The sequence below is a fragment of the Herbaspirillum sp. C7C8 genome, from assembly GCF_022627875.1.
In the GTDB taxonomy this organism is placed as follows: Bacteria; Pseudomonadota; Gammaproteobacteria; order Burkholderiales; family Burkholderiaceae_D; genus Herbaspirillum.
In genome coordinates, this window is the sequence record NZ_JABXGG010000003.1 from 142,494 (window position 1) to 160,837 (window position 18,344).

General features: G+C 61.4%; 15 protein-coding genes. 12 read left to right on the top strand and 3 right to left on the bottom strand.

Translation table 11 applies throughout. From position 1 onward, the window contains the following. Window positions 1-199: 199 nt before the first annotated feature. The 5 genes from HWE01_RS05230 (at window position 200) to puuE (ending at window position 5,884) form a co-directional block, all read left to right on the top strand. Window positions 200-1,258, top strand: a complete 1,059-nt coding sequence (locus HWE01_RS05230; RefSeq protein WP_008332737.1) for an adenosine deaminase — start codon at window positions 200-202, stop codon at window positions 1,256-1,258. A gap of 442 nt (window positions 1,259-1,700) precedes the next feature. Then, on the top strand, window positions 1,701-2,441 hold the full coding sequence (locus HWE01_RS05235; protein WP_008332749.1) for a GntR family transcriptional regulator: 741 nt from the start codon (window positions 1,701-1,703) through the stop codon (window positions 2,439-2,441). Window positions 2,442-2,661: 220 nt separating this feature from the next. Beyond that, the gene (locus HWE01_RS05240; RefSeq protein WP_008332751.1) at window positions 2,662-4,113 is read left to right on the top strand and encodes an NCS1 family nucleobase:cation symporter-1; all 1,452 of its coding nucleotides are present in this window, start codon (window positions 2,662-2,664) and stop codon (window positions 4,111-4,113) included. Between the two features lie 39 nt (window positions 4,114-4,152). After that, entirely contained in the window at window positions 4,153-4,887 is a 735-nt protein-coding gene (locus tag HWE01_RS05245; protein WP_241821240.1) for an aspartate/glutamate racemase family protein, read from the top strand. A 64-nt stretch (window positions 4,888-4,951) separates the two neighbouring features. Further along, window positions 4,952-5,884 carry an allantoinase PuuE gene (gene puuE / locus HWE01_RS05250; protein ID WP_008332755.1) on the top strand — a complete coding sequence of 311 codons (933 nt, stop codon included), beginning with the start codon at window positions 4,952-4,954 and terminating at the stop codon, window positions 5,882-5,884. 955 nt (window positions 5,885-6,839) lie between these two features. Here the strand turns inward: puuE and HWE01_RS05255 are convergent. Together HWE01_RS05255 and HWE01_RS05260 are read right to left on the bottom strand one after the other, a co-directional pair. Further along, a complete protein-coding gene (locus HWE01_RS05255) occupies window positions 6,840-8,087 on the bottom strand; it encodes a urate hydroxylase PuuD (protein ID WP_241821241.1) in 1,248 nt (415 codons plus the stop codon). A 304-nt stretch (window positions 8,088-8,391) separates the two neighbouring features. Beyond that, on the bottom strand, window positions 8,392-9,216 hold the full coding sequence (locus HWE01_RS05260) for an outer envelope protein (RefSeq protein ID WP_241821242.1): 825 nt from the start codon (window positions 9,214-9,216) through the stop codon (window positions 8,392-8,394). 695 nt (window positions 9,217-9,911) lie between these two features. Between HWE01_RS05260 and HWE01_RS05265 the strand changes: the two genes are divergently transcribed. From HWE01_RS05265 to HWE01_RS05295, 7 genes are all read left to right on the top strand, one after another. After that, window positions 9,912-10,952, top strand: coding sequence for an ABC transporter substrate-binding protein (locus HWE01_RS05265; protein ID WP_008332763.1), 1,041 nt, complete (start codon window positions 9,912-9,914; stop codon window positions 10,950-10,952). Between the two features lie 45 nt (window positions 10,953-10,997). Beyond that, the gene (locus tag HWE01_RS05270) at window positions 10,998-11,783 is read left to right on the top strand and encodes an ABC transporter ATP-binding protein (protein WP_008332765.1); all 786 of its coding nucleotides are present in this window, start codon (window positions 10,998-11,000) and stop codon (window positions 11,781-11,783) included. A gap of 27 nt (window positions 11,784-11,810) precedes the next feature. After that, window positions 11,811-12,590, top strand: a complete 780-nt coding sequence (locus HWE01_RS05275) for an ABC transporter permease (RefSeq protein ID WP_008332768.1) — start codon at window positions 11,811-11,813, stop codon at window positions 12,588-12,590. Between the two features lie 177 nt (window positions 12,591-12,767). Beyond that, window positions 12,768-14,318: an ABC transporter ATP-binding protein gene (locus HWE01_RS05280; protein ID WP_241821243.1), complete on the top strand. Its 1,551-nt coding sequence runs from the start codon at window positions 12,768-12,770 to the stop codon at window positions 14,316-14,318. Beyond that, window positions 14,311-15,405, top strand: a complete 1,095-nt coding sequence (locus HWE01_RS05285) for an ABC transporter permease (protein WP_008332771.1) — start codon at window positions 14,311-14,313, stop codon at window positions 15,403-15,405. The genes HWE01_RS05280 and HWE01_RS05285 overlap by 8 nt, the downstream gene beginning before the upstream one ends. 16 nt (window positions 15,406-15,421) lie before the next feature. Further along, a complete protein-coding gene (locus HWE01_RS05290) occupies window positions 15,422-16,342 on the top strand; it encodes an ABC transporter permease (protein ID WP_008332772.1) in 921 nt (306 codons plus the stop codon). An 88-nt stretch (window positions 16,343-16,430) separates the two neighbouring features. Next, the gene (locus HWE01_RS05295; RefSeq protein ID WP_008332774.1) at window positions 16,431-17,570 is read left to right on the top strand and encodes a BMP family ABC transporter substrate-binding protein; all 1,140 of its coding nucleotides are present in this window, start codon (window positions 16,431-16,433) and stop codon (window positions 17,568-17,570) included. 402 nt (window positions 17,571-17,972) lie between these two features. On the opposite strand, the gene HWE01_RS05300 is transcribed toward HWE01_RS05295, so the two are convergent. Continuing rightward, entirely contained in the window at window positions 17,973-18,251 is a 279-nt protein-coding gene (locus HWE01_RS05300; RefSeq protein WP_241821352.1) for a type II toxin-antitoxin system RelE/ParE family toxin, read from the bottom strand. Between the last annotated feature and the right edge of the window lie 93 nt (window positions 18,252-18,344).

Here is an 18,344-nt window from a genome sequence, read left to right on the forward strand (position 1 = left end):
GCTGCTCAGAGCCCATGGCACCTCATTTGGTTCAGTGACCTGACGGCCTTTGGCTTTGTGGAGCCAGGTATGCGATTTGCGTGATAATGCGGGGTCCGGAAGGCGGCTATGCTGGCGCGGCGAGGTGTCGCGCGGTGCCAAGGAACACTCTCCCTGCGCACGCCTTCCCTGTTTCTGCCATTTTTGAAGGGTCGTTTCCATGAGCTCAGCTGTCATTTCTTCCTCCGCTACCGGCGCCGCGCTGGACGGTTTCATCGCCGGTCTGCCGAAAACCGAACTGCACCTGCACATCGAAGGCACGCTGGAACCCGAGCTGATGTTCGCCCTGGCCCAGCGCAACAACGTCGCCCTGCCCTACGCCTCGGTAGAGGACCTGCGTGCGGCCTACAACTTCAGCGACCTGCAGTCCTTTCTCGATCTGTACTACGCTGGTGCCAACGTGCTGCGCACCGAGCAGGACTTCTACGACATGACCGCCGCCTACATCGCACGTGCGCAAGCCGACAACGTGCGCCATGCCGAGATCTTCTTCGATCCGCAAACCCATACCGAGCGCGGCATTCCCATTGCCACCGTATTCGCCGGCATCGCCGCCGCCCTGCGCGATGCGCGCCGCCGCGATGGTTTCGGTAGCGTCATGATCATGTCGTTCCTGCGCCACCTGTCCGAAGAAGACGCCTTCGCCACGCTGGACGCAGCCCTGCCGCTGCGTGAGCAATACGCCGACCTGTGGCTGGGCATCGGCCTGGATTCTTCCGAACGCGGCAACCCGCCGGAGAAGTTCGAACGCGTCTACGCGCGCTGCCGCGAACTGGGCTTGCGCCTGGTGGCCCATGCCGGTGAAGAAGGTCCGGCCGCCTACGTGATCGGCGCACTCGACGTGCTGCACGTCGAACGCATCGACCACGGCGTGCGCAGCGAGGAAGATCCGGCCCTGATGCAGCGCCTGGCGCAACAGCGCACCCCGCTGACGGTGTGCCCGCTGTCCAACCTCAAGCTGTGCGTGGTCAAGGACATGGCCGAACACAACCTGGCACGCCTGCTCGATGCCGGCCTGGCCGTAACCGTCAACTCCGACGACCCGGCCTACTTCGGCGGCTACATGAACGCCAATTACCACGCCGTCACCCGCGCGCTGAACCTCTCGCGCGAGCAGGTGCTGCAACTGGCCCGCAATGGCATCGATGCCTGCTTCCTCTCCGACGAAGACAAGACCACCCTGCATCAGGAGCTGGAACAGTACGCCGCCAGCCACTGAGCAAGCCACGTCGTCAATCACCACGCCCGGCCCTGCGCCGGGCGTTTTCGCATCCCCGACGGTCAAGCACACTTCTTGCATGAGTGTGCGTGGGGATTGGCAACGGTCCGGACGCCGTTTTGCGGCGCACCTCCTGCGCCATTGACCACACATTTTTGCCGCAATCGAACGCACAGATTGACAACAATTTCTGAAATAAAGATTACGCCATGCAGCATGGGATCCACTATTGGCTACAAGGGAAGATTGCGTTATCGGCGCTGCGCTGCAGCATCGAAAGTCTTGCCTGCGCTGACCCAAAGCGGGTCACACGCCTCTCTTTTTGGTGCAGAATGAGCCCCGTTTTGTTGCAAATATTTTTTCAGATTGTTGACGATCCATGCGCCTCGTTGTTGACCGGCAAGACCCTCCCGACAGTCATTCCAGCCAGAGCATGAGCATCATGAACAAAGCCAGCAAAACCGCACGCTCCCCTGCCGCCCCGGCGCGTGCCAGTGCGCGCGAGCGCGAAAGTACGGGCGCGGTGGAGGAAAGGATGTACCAGGACATCTACGACGCCATCATGGAACATCGGCTGCCGCCGCGAACCAAGTTGACCGAGCAGACCCTGTGCCAGATCTACGATACGGCCCGCCACACGGTGCGCAAGGTGCTCTCGCGCCTGGCCTCGGAGGGCATGGTCGATCTGGAGGCCAACCGTGGCGCCTTCATCGCCAGTCCTTCGCATGCCGAGGTGCGCGACATGTTCGAGCTGCGCAACATCCTCGAACACGCGGTGCTGGAGAAGGTCGGGCGCGAGGCCGGTACGCGCCAGATTGCCGGCTTGCGGCGCATGGTGGAAGAGGAGCGGGATTGTTACCTCAACGGTGACCGGCCACGCTGGATCCGGCTTTCCGCCCAGTTCCACCTGGCGCTGGCGGAGCTGACCGGCAATGCGCTGCTGGTGGAGACGCTGCGCAAGCTGGTCTCGCGCACCACGCTGATGATCGCCAAGACGGAGGCACCGGGCCACAACGCCTGCTCCTTCGATGAACACGAGACCGTGCTGGAAGCGCTGGAAAAAGGTGACGTTGCCGCTGCCCAGTCGCATATGGCACATCACTTGCATTTGTGCGAGGACCGGGTGCGGCCGGATGCGGATGATCAGTTCGATCTGCGCGCCGTGCTCGGCAAGGGACTGTGACCCACGGGCCGGCGCGCACACCCTGACCTTTCCGACAGGAAGCGTCAGGAAGATGGAAGAAGGAAGTGAGAAACAGAACAGGGCCACGTCGCGCGGCTCGATAAAGACCGTGTGACCACCACCATGCCGACAAGAGCATGCAGGAAGTCCGTTGAACAGCCCGGCTGAGGCCGGGCGTGATTCGTTTCGCCCCACCCTTTCTCTTTGATGGAGACCGGCCATGACTACCGATGCTTCCCCCTCCGCTGCACCCGGCGCCTATATCGCCGGCGCCGACGACGCGCGCCTGATCAATGAAGACCTTGCCCCGCTGAAGAAGCAGACCTGGGGTTCCTACAACATCTTTGCCTTCTGGATGTCCGACGTGCACAGCGTGGGCGGCTACGTCTTTGCCGGCAGCCTGTTCGCGCTGGGCCTGACCAGCTGGCAGGTGCTGATCTCGCTGCTCATCGGCATCAGCATCGTCTATCTGCTGTGCAATCTGGTGGCGCGTCCCAGCCAGGCGCATGGCGTGCCCTATCCGGTGATGAGCCGGCTATCCTTTGGCGTCCTGGGTGCCAACGTCCCGGCCATGATCCGCGGCCTGATCGCGGTGGCCTGGTACGGCATCCAGACCTACCTGGCCTCGGCCGCCTTCGTGGTGGTGGTGCTGAAGTTCTTCCCTGAACTGAAGCCCTATGCCGATGTTCACGTGCATTCCTTCGCCGGTCTCTCTACGCTGGGCTGGGGCGGCTTCCTGCTGCTGTGGGTGCTGCAGGCACTGGTGTTCTGGAACGGCATGGAGACCATCAAGAAGTTCATCGACTTTGCCGGTCCGGCGGTCTATGTGGTCATGTTCATCCTGGCCGGCTGGATGATCTACAAGGCTGGCTGGCAGAACGTGGGCCTGAACCTGGGCGAGATCAAGTACAGCGGCTGGGCGGCGGTCTCGGTGATGATCACGGCGATCTCGCTGGTGGTGTCCTACTTCTCCGGGCCGATGCTCAACTTCGGCGACTTCTCCCGCTACTGCCATACTTTCGCCGATGTGAAGCGCGGCAACTTCTGGGGCCTGCCGGTCAACTTCCTGGCGTTCTCGATAGTAACGGTGGTGACCACTTCGGCCACCATTGCCGTGTTCGGTGAACTGATCACCGACCCGGTGGAAACGGTCTCGCGCATCGACAGCACCACGGCTGCGGTGATTGGCGCGCTGACCTTCCTGACGGCCACCATTGGCATCAACATCGTGGCCAATTTCGTCTCGGCGGCGTTCGACTTTTCCAATCTCTCGCCCAGCCGCATCAGCTGGCGTGCCGGCGGCATGATCGCGGCCACCGCGTCGATCTTCATCACGCCCTGGAACCTGTTCGGCAATCCGGAAGTGATCCATTACACGCTCGATGTGCTGGGGGGCTTCATTGGCCCGCTGTACGGCATCCTGCTGTCGGACTACTACCTGGTCAAGCAGCGCCAGGTAAAGGTCGAGGACCTCTACACCATGCGTCCCGAAGGCCGCTACTGGTACACCAATGGCGTCAACCGTGATGCGGTCAAGGCGCTGGTGCTGGCCGCTGCCGTCTGCGTGGCCTGCGTGATGCTGCCGCAGCTGCGTAAAGCAGCGGACTTCTCCTGGTTCATCGGTGCGGCGCTGGGCGCGGTGTTTTACCTGATGTTCGCGCGCAAGCGCTGAGCGTCGCTGACCTGGACTTCATTGCATCAAGGAACAAGCATGCGCATCAAGCTGATCAATCCCAACACCACCATGAGCATGACCGAGGCCATGACGGCCTGTGCCCGCCAGGTGGCGGCCCCCGGCACCGAGATCACGGGCGTGAGTCCGCAGATGGGGCCGGCCTCGATCGAGAGCCACTATGACGAGGCGCTGGCCGTGCCGGGGCTGCTGGAGGAAATCGAGCGGGGTGAGCGCGAGGGCGTGGATGCCTACGTGATTGCCTGTTTCGGCGATCCTGGTTTGTCGGCGGCGCGTGAGCTGGCGCGGGGACCGGTGATCGGGATTGCGGAAGCGGCGATGCACATGGCCAGCCTGGTCGCCCCCTCCTTCTCGGTGGTGACCACGCTGGCGCGCACCAGCGGCATGGCCTGGCATCTGGCCGAACGTTACGGCATGCAGCGTTTTTGTCGTAACGTGCGGGCCTGCGAGATTGCGGTGCTGGAGCTGGAGAATCCGGCGTCCGATGCGCGGGCGCGCATTACCGACGAGTGCCGGCGGGCGCTGGCCGAGGACGGGGCCGAGGCCATCGTGCTGGGCTGTGCCGGCATGGCCGACCTGTGTGCGGCCATTGGCCGCGACATTGGTGCGCCGGTGATCGATGGCGTGACTGCAGCGGTCAAGCTGGCGGAGTCGCTGGTGGCGCTGGGGCTGGGCACGGCCAAGGGTGGTGAATGGGCGCGGCCCTTGCCCAAGGCTTATCATGGATTGCTCAGCGGTTTTGCCCGTGTCTGATTTCCCATGCGGTGCTGTTGTCCGGCGCTGCGATTTCTTTTCTTGACAGCCAAACGAAGAACTTATGTCACAGCAACAAACTTATCCTCGCGACCTGGCCGGTTATGGCCGCAACCCGCCGCATGCGCGCTGGCCTGGCCAGGCGCGGGTGGCTTTGCAATTCGTGCTCAATTATGAAGAAGGCGGCGAGAATTGCGTCTTGCATGGCGATCCTGCGTCGGAGCAATTCCTTTCCGAGATCGTGGGCGCGGCGGCTTATCCGGCGCGGCACATGTCGATGGAATCGATTTACGAATATGGGTCGCGGGTGGGGGTGTGGCGCATCCTGCGCGAGTTCGAGAAGCGTGGTCTGCCGATGACGATCTTTGGCGTGGCCACGGCCTTGCAGCGTTCGCCTGATGTGACCCAGGCGTTCCAGGAATTGGGGCATGAGATCGCTTGCCATGGCTTGAAGTGGATTCATTATCAGAACATGGATATCGAGACCGAGCGGGCGCATATGCAGGAGGCGGTGCAGATTTTCCGTGAGCTCACCGGGAGCGCGCCGCTGGGCTGGTATACGGGGCGGGATTCGCCCAATACGCGGCAGCTGGTGGTGGAACACGGTGGCTTTGCGTATGACTCGGATTATTACGGGGATGATCTGCCGTTCTGGATGGAGGTGGAAACCAGTGCCGACGTGAAGGTGCCGCATCTGGTGGTGCCTTATACGCTGGACTCCAATGACATGCGGTTTGCTACGCCGCAAGGGTTCAACACCAGCGAGCACTTCTACCAGTACCTGAAGGATAGTTTCGACGTGCTCTATGAAGAGGGTGAAGAGGCTCCGAAGATGCTATCCATCGGGATGCACTGCCGCCTGCTCGGACGGCCCGGACGATTCCGTGCTCTCCAACGCTTCCTCGATTACGTGCAGTCACACGACAAGGTCTGGATTTGCCGACGCATCGATATTGCTGAACATTGGAAGAAGACGCATCCTTTTTCGGAGCGCTGATTTATTCTTTTTTGGAATGAGTCTGTACCGCCTGGGGGTTTATCCTTGGGCGGTATTTTTTTGGTTCGGCGGTGGTTTTCAGGTTTGGGGTAGTCTGCACGGATTGCTGTTCTGCGCTCTAGCTTAATACTTATCTTTCTCCGGTCGGGAGAACGCGCCGGGGGCGGCCCGGCAGCCGCTCACTTTTCTTGTCTCGCCAAGAAAAGTAAGCAAAAGAAGGCGACCGCAACTGCACCGCCCTCCTTCGGAGGGTCCCCGCTTCAGAGACCAATAAAACGGGAAAAATAGAGTCGCTTCGCTCCGACTATTTTTCTGATCCGTTTTATTGGTCTCTGAAGCGGCGGCGCAGATGCGGACGACTGAGGCGGCTCGCCTTCGGCATCGCAACATCTCCGACTCGCCTTCGGCTTTGCCTTGGCGTTCTTGAGCCTTCGATACGTCGCTGCGCGACTACTCAGGACGAACAAACGGAAATTATTTAAACAAAAACAAAAACAAAAGAACAAAAAAGGAAAAACCCAAAATCCAGAACGGGAGTTGCAAAGATCAAAAGGTCGATGCCGCAGGCGAGCCAACCCAAAGCCGAAGGCGAGTCGGAGACCGGGCGAGGCCGCAGGCGAGCCCGAGTGGACTTTCCCCATAGAGCCAGCCGTCGCAGCGGAGCGAAAAGTGGATCAGAAGGATAGTCGGAGCGAAGCGACTCTATCCTTCCCACTTTTCGCTTCGCTGCGACGGGGACCCTCCGCAGGAGGGCTGGCTCTTTGGGGTCGCCTTCTTTTGCTTACTTTTCTTGGCGAGACAAGAAAAGTGAGCGGCTGCCGGGCCGCCCCCGGCGCGTCCTTCCGACCGGAGAAAGATAAGCTTTAAGCTAGAGCGCAGGAAAGAGGCCCGTGCAGACTACCCAAAAACAAAAAACCAACAACCAAGCCCGCCAAGCCAAACCAGACCCCAAACATCACTTAACGGGAGCACCATTTTCAAACCACTTCCCGATGATGGCGCGTTCATCATCGGTGATATGGGTCATGTTCCCGAGAGGCATGGCCTTCTGCACGACGGCCTGTTGATAAATCTGTTGTGCATGCTGGGAGATATGTTCAGGAGAGTCCAGCAAGATGCCTTTGCCGGGAACGGGCATGAGGGTAGGTTGAGCGGCATGGCACTGAATGCAGCGTGCCTGGATGACTTGTTGAACCTGAGCGAACGATCCGACGGGTTCATTGCTGGCTGCGACGGTCGCCGATGTATTGTCGGCTGAAGGAGTTGCGGCAGCCGCTGGCTTGGCCTGCATGGCCGGACTCATCCACAGGATCACTGCCAGCAGCAAGCCCACGGCGATTCCCGGGTACCACCAGTTGTAGACGCCCTTGTGCCGCAACACGAAGAACTGCCGGATCAAGGCACCGGCGGCCATGATGCACAACAAGACCACCCAGTTATGCGGCGCGCTGTAGGTCATGCTGTAGTGATTGGACAGCATGGCAAACAGCACTGGCAAAGTGAAGTAGGTATTGTGGACGCTGCGCTGCTTGCCCCGCTTGCCGTGAATTGGATCAGGCGCCTGCCCGGCCCGCATGGAAGCCACCATCTTGCGCTGCCCCGGAATGATCCACACCAGCACGTTCGCGCTCATGATGGTCGCCAGCGAAGCCCCGCTGATGAGGAAGGCAGCGCGCCCCGAGAACAGATGACAAGCCGCCCACACCGACACGATTACCTGCAAGCCCACCAACAGATTGACCAGACGATCCGCCCCCGGCCGATCCCCGATGGTGCTACAGATCGCGTCATAGATCAGCCAGTTGAAGACCAGGAAGGCAATCGCCGTTCCACCCGCCATCGACGCCGACATGTCGAACACATTGCGATCCACCAGGAACACGTTCGCATTGAAGAGATACAGCAGCGAGAACAAGGCAAAGCCCGACAGCCACGTGCTGTAAGACTCCCAATAAAACCAGTGTAGATGCTCCGGCAACACCTTGGGTGCAAGCAGATACTTCTGCGGATTGTAGAAACCTCCCCCATGCACCGCCCACAACTCGCCCCCCACCCCCTTCTCCTTCAACTCCGGATCGGTCGGTGCCACCAGACTGTTGTCCAGCCAGACGAAGTAGAACGAAGACCCGATCCAGGCAATCGCCGTGATCACATGCAGCCAGCGCAGCAGCAGATTGAGCCAGTCAAGTAGGTATGCTTCCATGATGCTCCGCTCTCAAATCCCTATCGATGACGAAGGCCGCAACACGCGCACCTCCACCCTGTTCAAAACCCAGCAATTAGATATCAGCCCGGCCGATACCATATGCCTGCAAACATATAGACAGCATATGTCTGCACCCATATCAACATGAGCACGCCCGGCCCCACCTGCTGCAATACAGTGTAGCCAATCGCCACCCGACTCACATGTCACTGCCTGCACTGCACCGGACGCCCAACAAAAATGCCGGATCCGAAGACCCGGCATCGCCATGATGCTGCAAGCAGCCGGATCGACCGGACGCTTAGAAGTGGTACTCCGCGCGCACCATCGGGGTCTTGGCCAGCGAACCGGCGACAGTGTTCGGATTGCCGAACTTGTTGCGCCAGTACTGGTACTCCAGACCCACGCGCAGCTTGTTCTTGCCCAAGCCCATGGAGGTACCCAGGTCATACATGACCTGACCATCGAAGTTCACTTCGGGCGAGGTTGGACCACCGAACTCGTTCTTGCCCTTGGCCGCAATATAGTTCATGTAGCCTTCGAAGGCCCAGCCCGAACCACCCAGCGGGATACCCCAGGCCAGGTTCAGCATCGGGTGAGTAGCGTACTCGTAGCGACTCGTCACACCGATGGGCTTGTTGCTTTCGAACAGCGCCAGCACGCTCACGTTCAGGAAACCAGGCACATCCATCATCAGGGTCGGACCGACCACCCACATGCGCTTCTTGGAGGCGTAGCTGTTGTCGTTCTTGGTGTTCCAGTCAAAGCCCAGGGTCAGACCGACACCACGTGCCGGGCCGAAGGAAAGGTCCTTGCCGCTGATCTTGCCGATATCCAGCGTATTGCGATAGACGACGTAGAATTCCGTGGCATTGTCATCCTTGTTGTCCGACAGCAGCATGTCGATGTTGAGGAAATTGGTACCGTACTTGTAACCATCGGAGTGCTGGAGGTTGACGATGTTCTTGCTGATGTCCTTCGAATTGAAGGGCTCGGCAAACTTCGTGCCGTAACGGTAGCCGATCGAGGTGTCCGACCAGTCCAAGGCATGAGCCGACATGCTGATTGCGGACGAAGCAACCACCGCCGCCATCATCCAGTACTTCCCCTTGATACCCTTCTTCATAAGTTTCTCCCTGTATTGCTTGTCTAAAAAAAATGGCTGTTGATCCGGTGCCCGGTTCGCATCCTGCGGCGCACTGCACTCTCCCCGCCACAGCATCGAGATCCGGACACCTCGTGTGCTTGCCTTCGTCAAATCAGGTCTGGCCCATTGCTGACAGCGCTGCCGACACCCGCACCGACGGCAGCGTTTACGCAAAGCCCGTGCCAGCCCCCAGACCGGCCCCTCCGGCCGACACGCGGCCATGCCCAACGCGAGTGAACTGCCGCCCCGATGGTCAAGGTCGCGCGCGCGCCGGGGCGCAATCCTAGCCGAGTCCGGCCACTTTCCCAAGCCCTCTCACCACTTTCCCCAGCTTGGCTACTCGCATTGTCGACAATCACAACAAGCCGATGCGATACGACAAAAGCCGCCAGGAGGCGCACACCATCGGCCTTCCAGCCCTGCAAGTCCATTTTTTTTAGTGCATCTTTTTCTACTTAGGTGCAGACAAGCACCAAATTGTTGCAAATGAATTTTTTGATTGTCGACAAAAATAACGGGCGCTGTCGATCATCCGGACCGGCTCTTGCCGACGTCCTTGCGCCTGCAACGGCAGGGCAAGGAGCGCGGACGCGAACTGTCCCCAGGCTTGGCACATTAAATGCTATTGAAGCTGCAGGATCCGACATTCAAACGACCAGGGAAGGAAGTCCACCGTGCAATCCAGCAAGCTCTTCAAACTCGGCATCAGCCTCTTCAGCCTCATGCTGGCCGCCAGCTCCTCGCTGGCCCAGGCGCAGGACACCAAGATCAAGTTCCAGCTGGACTGGCGCTTCGAAGGGCCGGCCGCCCTGTTCCTGGTGGCCAAGTCCAAGGGTTACTTCGCGCAGGAAAAACTGGATGTCACCATCGACGCCGGCAACGGTTCGGGCAACGCCGTCAATCGCGTGGCCTCCGGCACCTATGACATGGGCTTTGCCGACATGGCCGCTCTGATGGAATTCACGGCCAACAACCCCGATGCCCCTGGCAAGCCGGTGGCGGTCATGATGGTCTACAACGACACGCCGGCGGCCGTGTTCTCGCTCAAGAAATCCGGCATCAAGAAACCGGCCGATCTGGCCGGCAAGAAACTGGGCGCACCGGTGTTCGATGCCGGTCGCCGTGCCTATCCCATCTTTGCCAAGGCCAATGGCCTGGACGCCGCCAAGGCACAGTGGACCAGCATGGACCCGCCGCTGCGCGAGACCATGCTGGCGCGCGGCGACGTGGATGCCATCACCGGCTTCTACTTCACCTCGCTGCTGAACCTCAATGCGCGCGGCATCAAGGATGAAGACATCAACGTGATGATGTATCCGGACTACGGCGTGCGCCTGTATGGCAATGCCATCATCGCCTCCGACACCATGATCAGGAACAAGCCGGAAGCCATCAAGGGCTTCCTGCGCGCCTTCGCCAAGGCCAGCCGCGACGTGATGGCCAACCCGGAAGCGGCCATCAAGGTCTTGAAGGAACGCGACGGCCTGATTGACGAGAAACTGGAACTGCGCCGCCTGAAGCTGGCCATCGCCAGCGCCATCGCCACGCCGCACGCAAAATCGGAAGGCTATGGCCAGGTCTACGGCCCGCGCCTGACCCTCATGGCCTCCCAGGTTTCGGACGCCTATGGCACCAAGACCCGCGTCAACGCCGACAAGATCTGGAATGGCAGTTTCCTGCCGTCCAGGACTGAGCTGGACGTGTTCCCCAAGTAAATCATTTATATCGTTTACTCAACCCATCTTCACCCGACTGCATTCATGAGCGAACCCTTCGTCGATTTCCGCCACGTCTACCTGGCCTATGATGGCGCCGCCGACTTTGCGGTGGAAGACATCGACCTGCAGACCCGCGCCGGTGAATTCATCGCCATCGTCGGGCCCTCCGGCTGCGGCAAGTCGACCTTCATGAAACTGGCCACGGGCTTGAAACAACCCAATCGCGGCAGCGTGGTGATCAATGGCCAGACGGTCAGCGGGCCGCTCAAGTTCGTCGGCATGGCCTTTCAGGCGCCCACCCTGTTGCCGTGGCGCACGACACTGGAGAACGTGCTGCTGCCGCTGGAAATCGTCGAGCCCTACCGGCACGACTTCAAGCAGAAGAAGGCCGAATACATCGAGCGTGCAAAGAAGTTGCTCAAGACCGTGGGGCTGGACGGTTATGCCGACAAGTTTCCCTGGCAACTCTCGGGTGGCATGCAGCAGCGTGCCTCGATCTGCCGCGCGCTGATCCATGAACCCAAGATGCTGTTGCTGGACGAGCCCTTCGGCGCGCTCGATGCCTTCACCCGCGAAGAACTGTGGTGCGTGCTGCGCGACCTGTGGGCCGAGCGCCGCTTCAACGTCATCCTGGTCACGCACGACCTGCGCGAAGCGGCCTTCCTGGCCGACACCATCTACGTGATGAGCAAGCGGCCAGGCCGTATCGTGGTTCGACGCGACAATCCGCTGCCGCGCCCCTGCCCGCTGGAAACCACCTATACCGACGGCTTCAACGCGCTGGTACATGAGCTGCGCGAGCACATCGGCCACGTGCGCAATACCTGACCACCCACGGCCCGGCCAAGGAAACTCATGAAAACTCCGTTCAACGGCAAACTCAATCGCGCCGCCACCACGCTGGCGCCCTGGTTCCTGCTCGTCGCCATCCTGGGCGTGTGGCAGTTCATCTGCAGCGTGTGGCAGGTCTCCGACTTCATCTTCCCCAGTCCGGCCTCCATCCTGCAGGCCATGGTGGATTACGCCGGCCCGATTACCGAGCACGCGCTTTCTACCTTTTGGGTCACCATGGTGGGCTTCGCCATCGCCGTGGTGGTCGGTGTGACGCTGGGCCTGGTGATCGGATCTTCACCCATGCTGTATGCCGCCGCCTATCCGCTCATGACGGCCTTCAATGCCTTGCCCAAGGCGGCTTTCGTGCCGGTGCTGGTGGTCTGGTTCGGCATCGGTGCGGGACCGGCGATCCTGACAGCCTTCCTGATTTCCTTCTTCCCGATCATGGTCAACATCGCCACCGGCCTGGCCACGCTGGAACCGGAGCTGGAAGACGTGTTGCGGGTACTGGGTGCGCGCCGCATGGACATCCTGCTCAAGGTCGGCCTGCCGCGCTCCATGCCCTACTTCTTTGCCTCGCTGAAGGTGGCCATCACGCTGGCCTTCGTGGGCTCGACCGTCTCTGAAATGAATGCCTCCAACCAGGGCATCGGCTACCTGCTGGTCTCGGCCGGCTCCTCGATGAAGATGCCGCTGGCCTTTGCCGGGCTGGTGGTGATCGGTGCCATGGCCATGGCCATGTACGAGCTCTTTGCCATCATCGAGAAACGCACCACCGGTTGGGCGCATCGCGGAAAATGAGGTAAATCCGGCTTTGCGCTGCTGTCGCGGCGGAAATCCCGGCAAAAGCGGTATGCGGCGCAGCGCAATTTGTCTATGATGTCGCGCGTGCGAGCCGCCGGGGGCGCTCGCGGTGGCCGCAGGCACGCGGACCGCTGCAGTACGACATGACGACAACCATCACCACAGGGAAATCACGTGAGCGCAGTTCCACTCCGTCTTGAAATCAACCAGGTACGCAAGGCCTATCCGGGCGTGCTGGCCAATGACGATGTCAGCCTGGCGGTGGCGCCCGGCGAGATCCACGCCGTGCTGGGGGAGAACGGTGCGGGCAAGTCCACCCTGATGAAGATCATCTTCGGCGCGGTCAAGCCCGATGCCGGCGAAATCCGCTGGAACGGCGAGGCGGTACAGATCGCCAATCCGCAGGTGGCGCGCAAGCTGGGCATTGCGATGGTGTTCCAGCATTTCTCGCTGTTCGACACCCTCACCGTGACCGAGAACATCGCCCTCGGTCTGGACGCCAGGACCGATCTGAAGGAACTGGCCGAACGCATCACCCGCACCGGCGAAAAATACGGCCTGGAGCTGGAACCGCAGCGCCACGTCCATACCTTGTCGGTCGGCGAGCGCCAGCGCGTGGAGATCGTGCGCGCCCTGCTGACCGAACCGCAACTGCTGATCCTGGATGAGCCGACCTCGGTGTTGACGCCGCAGGCGGTGGAGAAACTCTTCGTGACCCTGCGTCGCCTGGCCGATGAGGGTTGCAGCATTCTCTACATCAGCCACAAGCTCGACGAGATCCGCGCACTGTGTCACAGCGCCACCGTCATGCGCGGTGGCCGCGTGACCGGCAACTGTGATCCGCGCAATGAAAGCAGCGCCAGCCTCTCGCGCATGATGATCGGTGACGAACTGGTGCGCCTGCAGCGCGAGCGCAATCCCGATTCGCTGCGCAACGAGCGCAAGCTGCACGTGAACCGTCTCTCGCTGCCCAAGGCGCATCTGTTTGCCACCGAACTCAAGGACATCGAATGCGAAGTGCGCGCCGGTGAGATCGTCGGCATCGCCGGGGTCTCGGGCAACGGCCAGCAGGAACTGCTGGCGGCGCTGTCCGGGGAAGACCAGCGCGCCGCCCCCAACATGATCCTGCTGGCTGGCAAGGCGGTGGGCAATCTCTCGCCCAATCCGCGCCGCGCGGCGGGTCTGGGCCTGGTGCCGGAAGAACGCCTGGGACGCGGCGCCGTGCCGACTCTGTCGCTGACGGCCAACATGCTGCTATCGCATCAGAAGGCCCCTTACGTGAAGCGCGGCATGATCGATTTCGGCTTCACCCGCCGTGCGGCGGCATCCATCATCGAGCGTTTCAAGGTCAAGGCGGCAGGACCGGATGCGCCGGCCAAGAGCCTCTCGGGCGGCAATCTGCAGAAATTCATCGTCGGCCGCGAAATGGAGCGCAAGCCTGCGGTCTTCGTGGTCGCCCAGCCGACCTGGGGCGTGGATGTGGGCGCGGCGGCCCAGATTCATGGCGAAATCTTGAAACTGAAACAGGAAGGTTGTGCCGTGCTGGTGATCTCGGAAGAACTGGATGAATTGTTCGCCTTGTGCGATCGACTGCACGTCATCGCCAAGGGGCGCCTGTCGCCCTCCATTCCGATTGAACAGGCCACGCGCGAGCAGGTCGGCGTGTGGATGAGCGGCTTGTGGGATGAACCGGCGGCAGCCGCTACGGAGGTGCGTCATGGCTGAACGCTTGAGCTTCCCCCTGCGACTGGAACTGCGCGGTGCGCCGTCCAGGACCATGACCTATCTCTCGCCGGTGATCGCCATCATCGCCACGCTGTTGCTCGGTGCGCTGCTGTTCCTGGCGCTGGGCAAAGATCCGCTGGCCGGGCTGAAGGTGTTCCTGGTCGATCCCTTCAATGGCAAGCGCGCCATCAGCGAACTGCTGTTGAAATCGGTGCCGCTGATCCTGTGCGCACTGGGGCTGGCAGTGTGCTTCCGCGCCAGCATCTGGAATATCGGTGCCGAAGGCCAGTTCACGGTCGGTGCGCTCTGTTCGGGTGCCATGCTGGTGTGGCTGGATGTGCCGGGGCATGGCATCTCCGGCGGCATGGGGCTGGTCCTGATGATCGTGGCCGGCATCATCGGCGGCGCCTTGTGGGCAGCCATCACGGCCTTCCTGCGCGACCAGTTCAATGCCAATGAGATCCTGGTGTCGCTGATGCTGACCTATGTGGCGCAGCTGCTGCTGATGTGGGCCGTGAACGGTCCGCTGAAGGATCCCAATGGCATGAACTTCCCGCAGTCCAAGGTGTTCTCCAGCGAATTCATGTTGCCCATGCTGATATCCGGCACGCGCCTGCACATCGGCTTTGCGGTGGCCATCGTAGCGGCCGTGTTGATGGCGATCTTCATGATGCGCAGCCTGCGCGGCTTCTCGCTCATGGTCGGTGGCGTGGCTCCGCATGCGGCGCGCTATGCGGGCTTCTCGGCGCGCTCGGCCTTGTGGGTGTCGCTGCTGATCTCGGGTGCCTTTGCCGGGCTGGCCGGAGCCTTCGAGATCGCCGGTCCGATCGGCCAGTTGTTGCCCTCGGTGTCGCCGGGCTATGGCTTTGCGGCCATCATCGTGGCCTTCATCGGACGCCTGCATCCCATCGGGGCAATCCTCGGCGGTCTGATCATGTCGCTGCTGTATCTGGGCGGCGAGCTGGCGCAATCGCGTCTGGGGCTGCCCTCGGCCATCACCGGGGTGTTCCAGGGCATGCTGCTGTTCTTGCTGCTGGCCTGCGATACGCTCATCGATTACCGCCTGGCGTGGAAAAAGAAAGTCTAAGGAATCAGGACAGGACATGGAACAACTCGCTCCTCTCATCGCAGCCTCCATCAATGCCGGCACCCCTTTGCTGCTGGCGGCCATCGGGCTGTTGATCAATGAACGCTCCGGCGTGCTCAACCTGGGCGCCGAGGGCATGATGCTGGTGTCGGCCATCGCCGGCTTTGCGGTCGGCTATGCCACCAAGAGCCCGCTGCTGGGATTTGCTGCCGGGGCGGTGTGCGGCATGCTCATGGCCACGCTCTTTGCCTGGCTGGCGCTGCGCCTGGCCACCAACCAGGTGGCCACCGGCCTGGCGCTGTCGATCTTCGGGGCTGGCCTGTCGGCGTTCGTGGGCCAGCGCTTCGTTGGCCTGGCACTGCCGGCGCAACCGAATTCGATTCCGCTGCTGGGCGATATTCCCTTCCTGGGACAGGCGCTGTTCCATCAGCACTGGATGAGCTATGTCGCCTTCGCACTGTGCCTGGCCAGCATCTGGTTCCTTTATCGCACGCGCGCCGGGCTGGTCTTGCGCGCGGTGGGCGAGTCGCCTGAATCGGCGCACGCACTGGGTTATTCGGTGCGCGGCATCCGCTATCTGGCGCTGCTGTTCGGCGGCGCCTGCTGCGGCCTGGCCGGCGCCTACATGTCGCTGGTCTATACCCCGATGTGGGTCGAGGGCCTGGTGGCCGGCCGCGGCTGGATCGCGCTGGCCCTGACCGCCTTCGCCACCTGGCGTCCGGCACGGGTCTTGCTGGGGTCGCTGCTGTTCGGTGGCGTCACCATCGCCCAGTTCTACCTGCAGGGCATGGGGGTGACGGTGCCCTCGCAGATCCTGTCGATGGCACCTTACCTGGCCACCATCGTGGTGCTGGCGCTGATCTCGCGCAACCCTGACTGGATCCGCCTGAACATGCCGGCCTCGCTGGGCAAACCGTTCCGCCCGGGCGCTTCCTGAATTTTTTATATCATTTATATCGTTTATTTCGTTTAGTCGTTTTTGTAGCAGCACCTGCATTTATCCACTGACCTTGAGGGAGAACACAATGAAGATTTCGCGCAGGGCATCCTTGACGATGCTCGCCACCCTGGCGGCGGCAACCCTGATCGGTTGCGGCAAGAAGGAAGAACCCGCTGCCGCCGCGCCCGCTGCTGCGCCGGCTGCAGCTGCTCCGGCGGCTGATCCGCTGAAGGTCGCCTTCGTCTACATCGGCCCGGTCGGTGACGCCGGCTGGACCTTCGCGCATGACAAGGGTCGCAAGGCGGTCGAAGAGAAGTTCGGCGACAAGGTCAAGACCACCTTCGTGGAAAACATTCCTGAATCCGCCGCCGACGCCGAGCGCGTCTTCCGCCAGCTGGCCACCGATGGCAACAAGCTGATCTTCGGCACCACCTTCGGCTACATGGAAGCCATGCTCAAGGTCGCCAAGGAATTCCCGGACGTGAAGTTCGAACACGCCACCGGCTTCAAGACCGCCGACAACCTGGCGCAATACGACGTGCGCACCTATGAAGGCGCGTACCTGGCCGGCGTGGTCGCGGGCAAGATGAGCAAGTCCGGCAAGCTGGGCGTGGTGGCCTCGGTGCCGATTCCGGAAGTGATCCGCAACATCGACTCCTTCACCCTGGGGGCACGTTCGGTCAATCCGAAGGCGACCACTGCCGTGGTGTGGGTCAACAAGTGGTTCGACCCGGGCAAGGAACGTGAAGCGGCCACCACCCTGATCGGTCAGGGCGTGGACGTGCTCATGCAGAACACCGACTCGGCCGCCGTGGTGCAGACCGCGCAGGAAAAGGGTGTGTATGCTTTCGGCTGGGACAGCGACATGACCAGCTTCGGCCCCAAGGCCCACCTGGCCGCCTCGATGATCAACTGGGGCGTGTACTACACCGCCCGCGTGCAGGCCGTGCTGGATGGCACCTGGAAGAGCAGCACCAGTTGGATCGGCCTGAAGGACAACGGCATCGACCTGGCTGCCTTCAATCCTGACCTGCCGGCCGACGTGAAGACGCTGGTCGAAGAGCGCAAGAAGGCCATCATCGACGGCAGCGCGCCGATCTGGAAGGGTCCGATCAAGGACAATACCGGCAAGGAAGTCCTGGGCAAGGATGCCGTGGCGGATGACGGCTTCCTGCATGGCATCAAGTTCTACGTCGAAGGTGTGGACGGCAAGGTACCGGGCTGATCGATGGCCCATGCCGGGCGCTGCCGTCCGGCGCCCGGATCGCGTTTGGTGAAGACCGCTGGCATCGTGAGGTGCCGGCGGTTTTGCATTGTCATGCCGACATGCGCGTCATGACTGACCTCCGTTGATTTGCATTAGGGCCTGTTCACATTCAATCTGTGAGTGCGAGAGGTCGCCAAGCGTTGTCTGCCTAGGCGCAGCGACGCGCCGTGGTGGTGCCACGGCAAGGAGCTGCAACAACGGCAGGCGACGCTTGGCGGCCTCTCCCGGAGGGTTGCCCCCAGAAGGCGCGCTGGCCGCGTTGCACGTCAGGGCTGGTGGCACCACCACCAGCCCTGACGCGCGCCTTGCCACCACGCCTTCTGGGGGCAACGCATCTCACAGATTGAATGTGAACAGGCCCTAGTGATAGTCGCAGTAATCCACCAGCACTGCGTCCTTCCCCTCGAAAGCGAAAATCAACCGCCAATTGCCATTGACGGTGATCGCCCATTGCCCCTTCAGAGCACCTTTGAGTGGATGCAGCGCCCATGCAGGCGCTGAGAGATCTTCCGGCCGGATGGCCTGTTCCAGCGCAGCCAGCTGCAACCGCAGCCCGCCCGGATGGGCGGCCTGAATGCCTGCCTTGCTGCCCGTCTCAAAGAAACGTTGCAGCCCTTTGTGTCGGAAACTCTTGATCATGGCGATCAATGTATCTTGTAGCGATACAACTTACAAGACTGGCGTTGCGTGTTCCGGGGCACTGGCTTTTTGCCACAAATATTTGGCAAATCG

What these genes read in the sequence shown, in the direction of transcription:
- HWE01_RS05230 (WP_008332737.1), top strand. Translation starts at nt 200, where the DNA reads ATGAGCTCAGCTGTCATTTCTTCCTCCGCTACCGGCGCCGCGCTGGAC.
- HWE01_RS05235 (WP_008332749.1), top strand. Translation starts at nt 1,701, where the DNA reads ATGAACAAAGCCAGCAAAACCGCACGCTCCCCTGCCGCCCCGGCGCGT.
- HWE01_RS05240 (WP_008332751.1), top strand. Translation starts at nt 2,662, where the DNA reads ATGACTACCGATGCTTCCCCCTCCGCTGCACCCGGCGCCTATATCGCC.
- HWE01_RS05245 (WP_241821240.1), top strand. Translation starts at nt 4,153, where the DNA reads ATGCGCATCAAGCTGATCAATCCCAACACCACCATGAGCATGACCGAG.
- puuE (WP_008332755.1), top strand. Translation starts at nt 4,952, where the DNA reads ATGTCACAGCAACAAACTTATCCTCGCGACCTGGCCGGTTATGGCCGC.
- HWE01_RS05255 (WP_241821241.1), bottom strand. Translation starts at nt 8,087, where the DNA reads ATGGAAGCATACCTACTTGACTGGCTCAATCTGCTGCTGCGCTGGCTG.
- HWE01_RS05260 (WP_241821242.1), bottom strand. Translation starts at nt 9,216, where the DNA reads ATGAAGAAGGGTATCAAGGGGAAGTACTGGATGATGGCGGCGGTGGTT.
- HWE01_RS05270 (WP_008332765.1), top strand. Translation starts at nt 10,998, where the DNA reads ATGAGCGAACCCTTCGTCGATTTCCGCCACGTCTACCTGGCCTATGAT.
- HWE01_RS05275 (WP_008332768.1), top strand. Translation starts at nt 11,811, where the DNA reads ATGAAAACTCCGTTCAACGGCAAACTCAATCGCGCCGCCACCACGCTG.
- HWE01_RS05285 (WP_008332771.1), top strand. Translation starts at nt 14,311, where the DNA reads ATGGCTGAACGCTTGAGCTTCCCCCTGCGACTGGAACTGCGCGGTGCG.
- HWE01_RS05290 (WP_008332772.1), top strand. Translation starts at nt 15,422, where the DNA reads ATGGAACAACTCGCTCCTCTCATCGCAGCCTCCATCAATGCCGGCACC.
- HWE01_RS05295 (WP_008332774.1), top strand. Translation starts at nt 16,431, where the DNA reads ATGAAGATTTCGCGCAGGGCATCCTTGACGATGCTCGCCACCCTGGCG.
- HWE01_RS05300 (WP_241821352.1), bottom strand. Translation starts at nt 18,251, where the DNA reads ATGATCAAGAGTTTCCGACACAAAGGGCTGCAACGTTTCTTTGAGACG.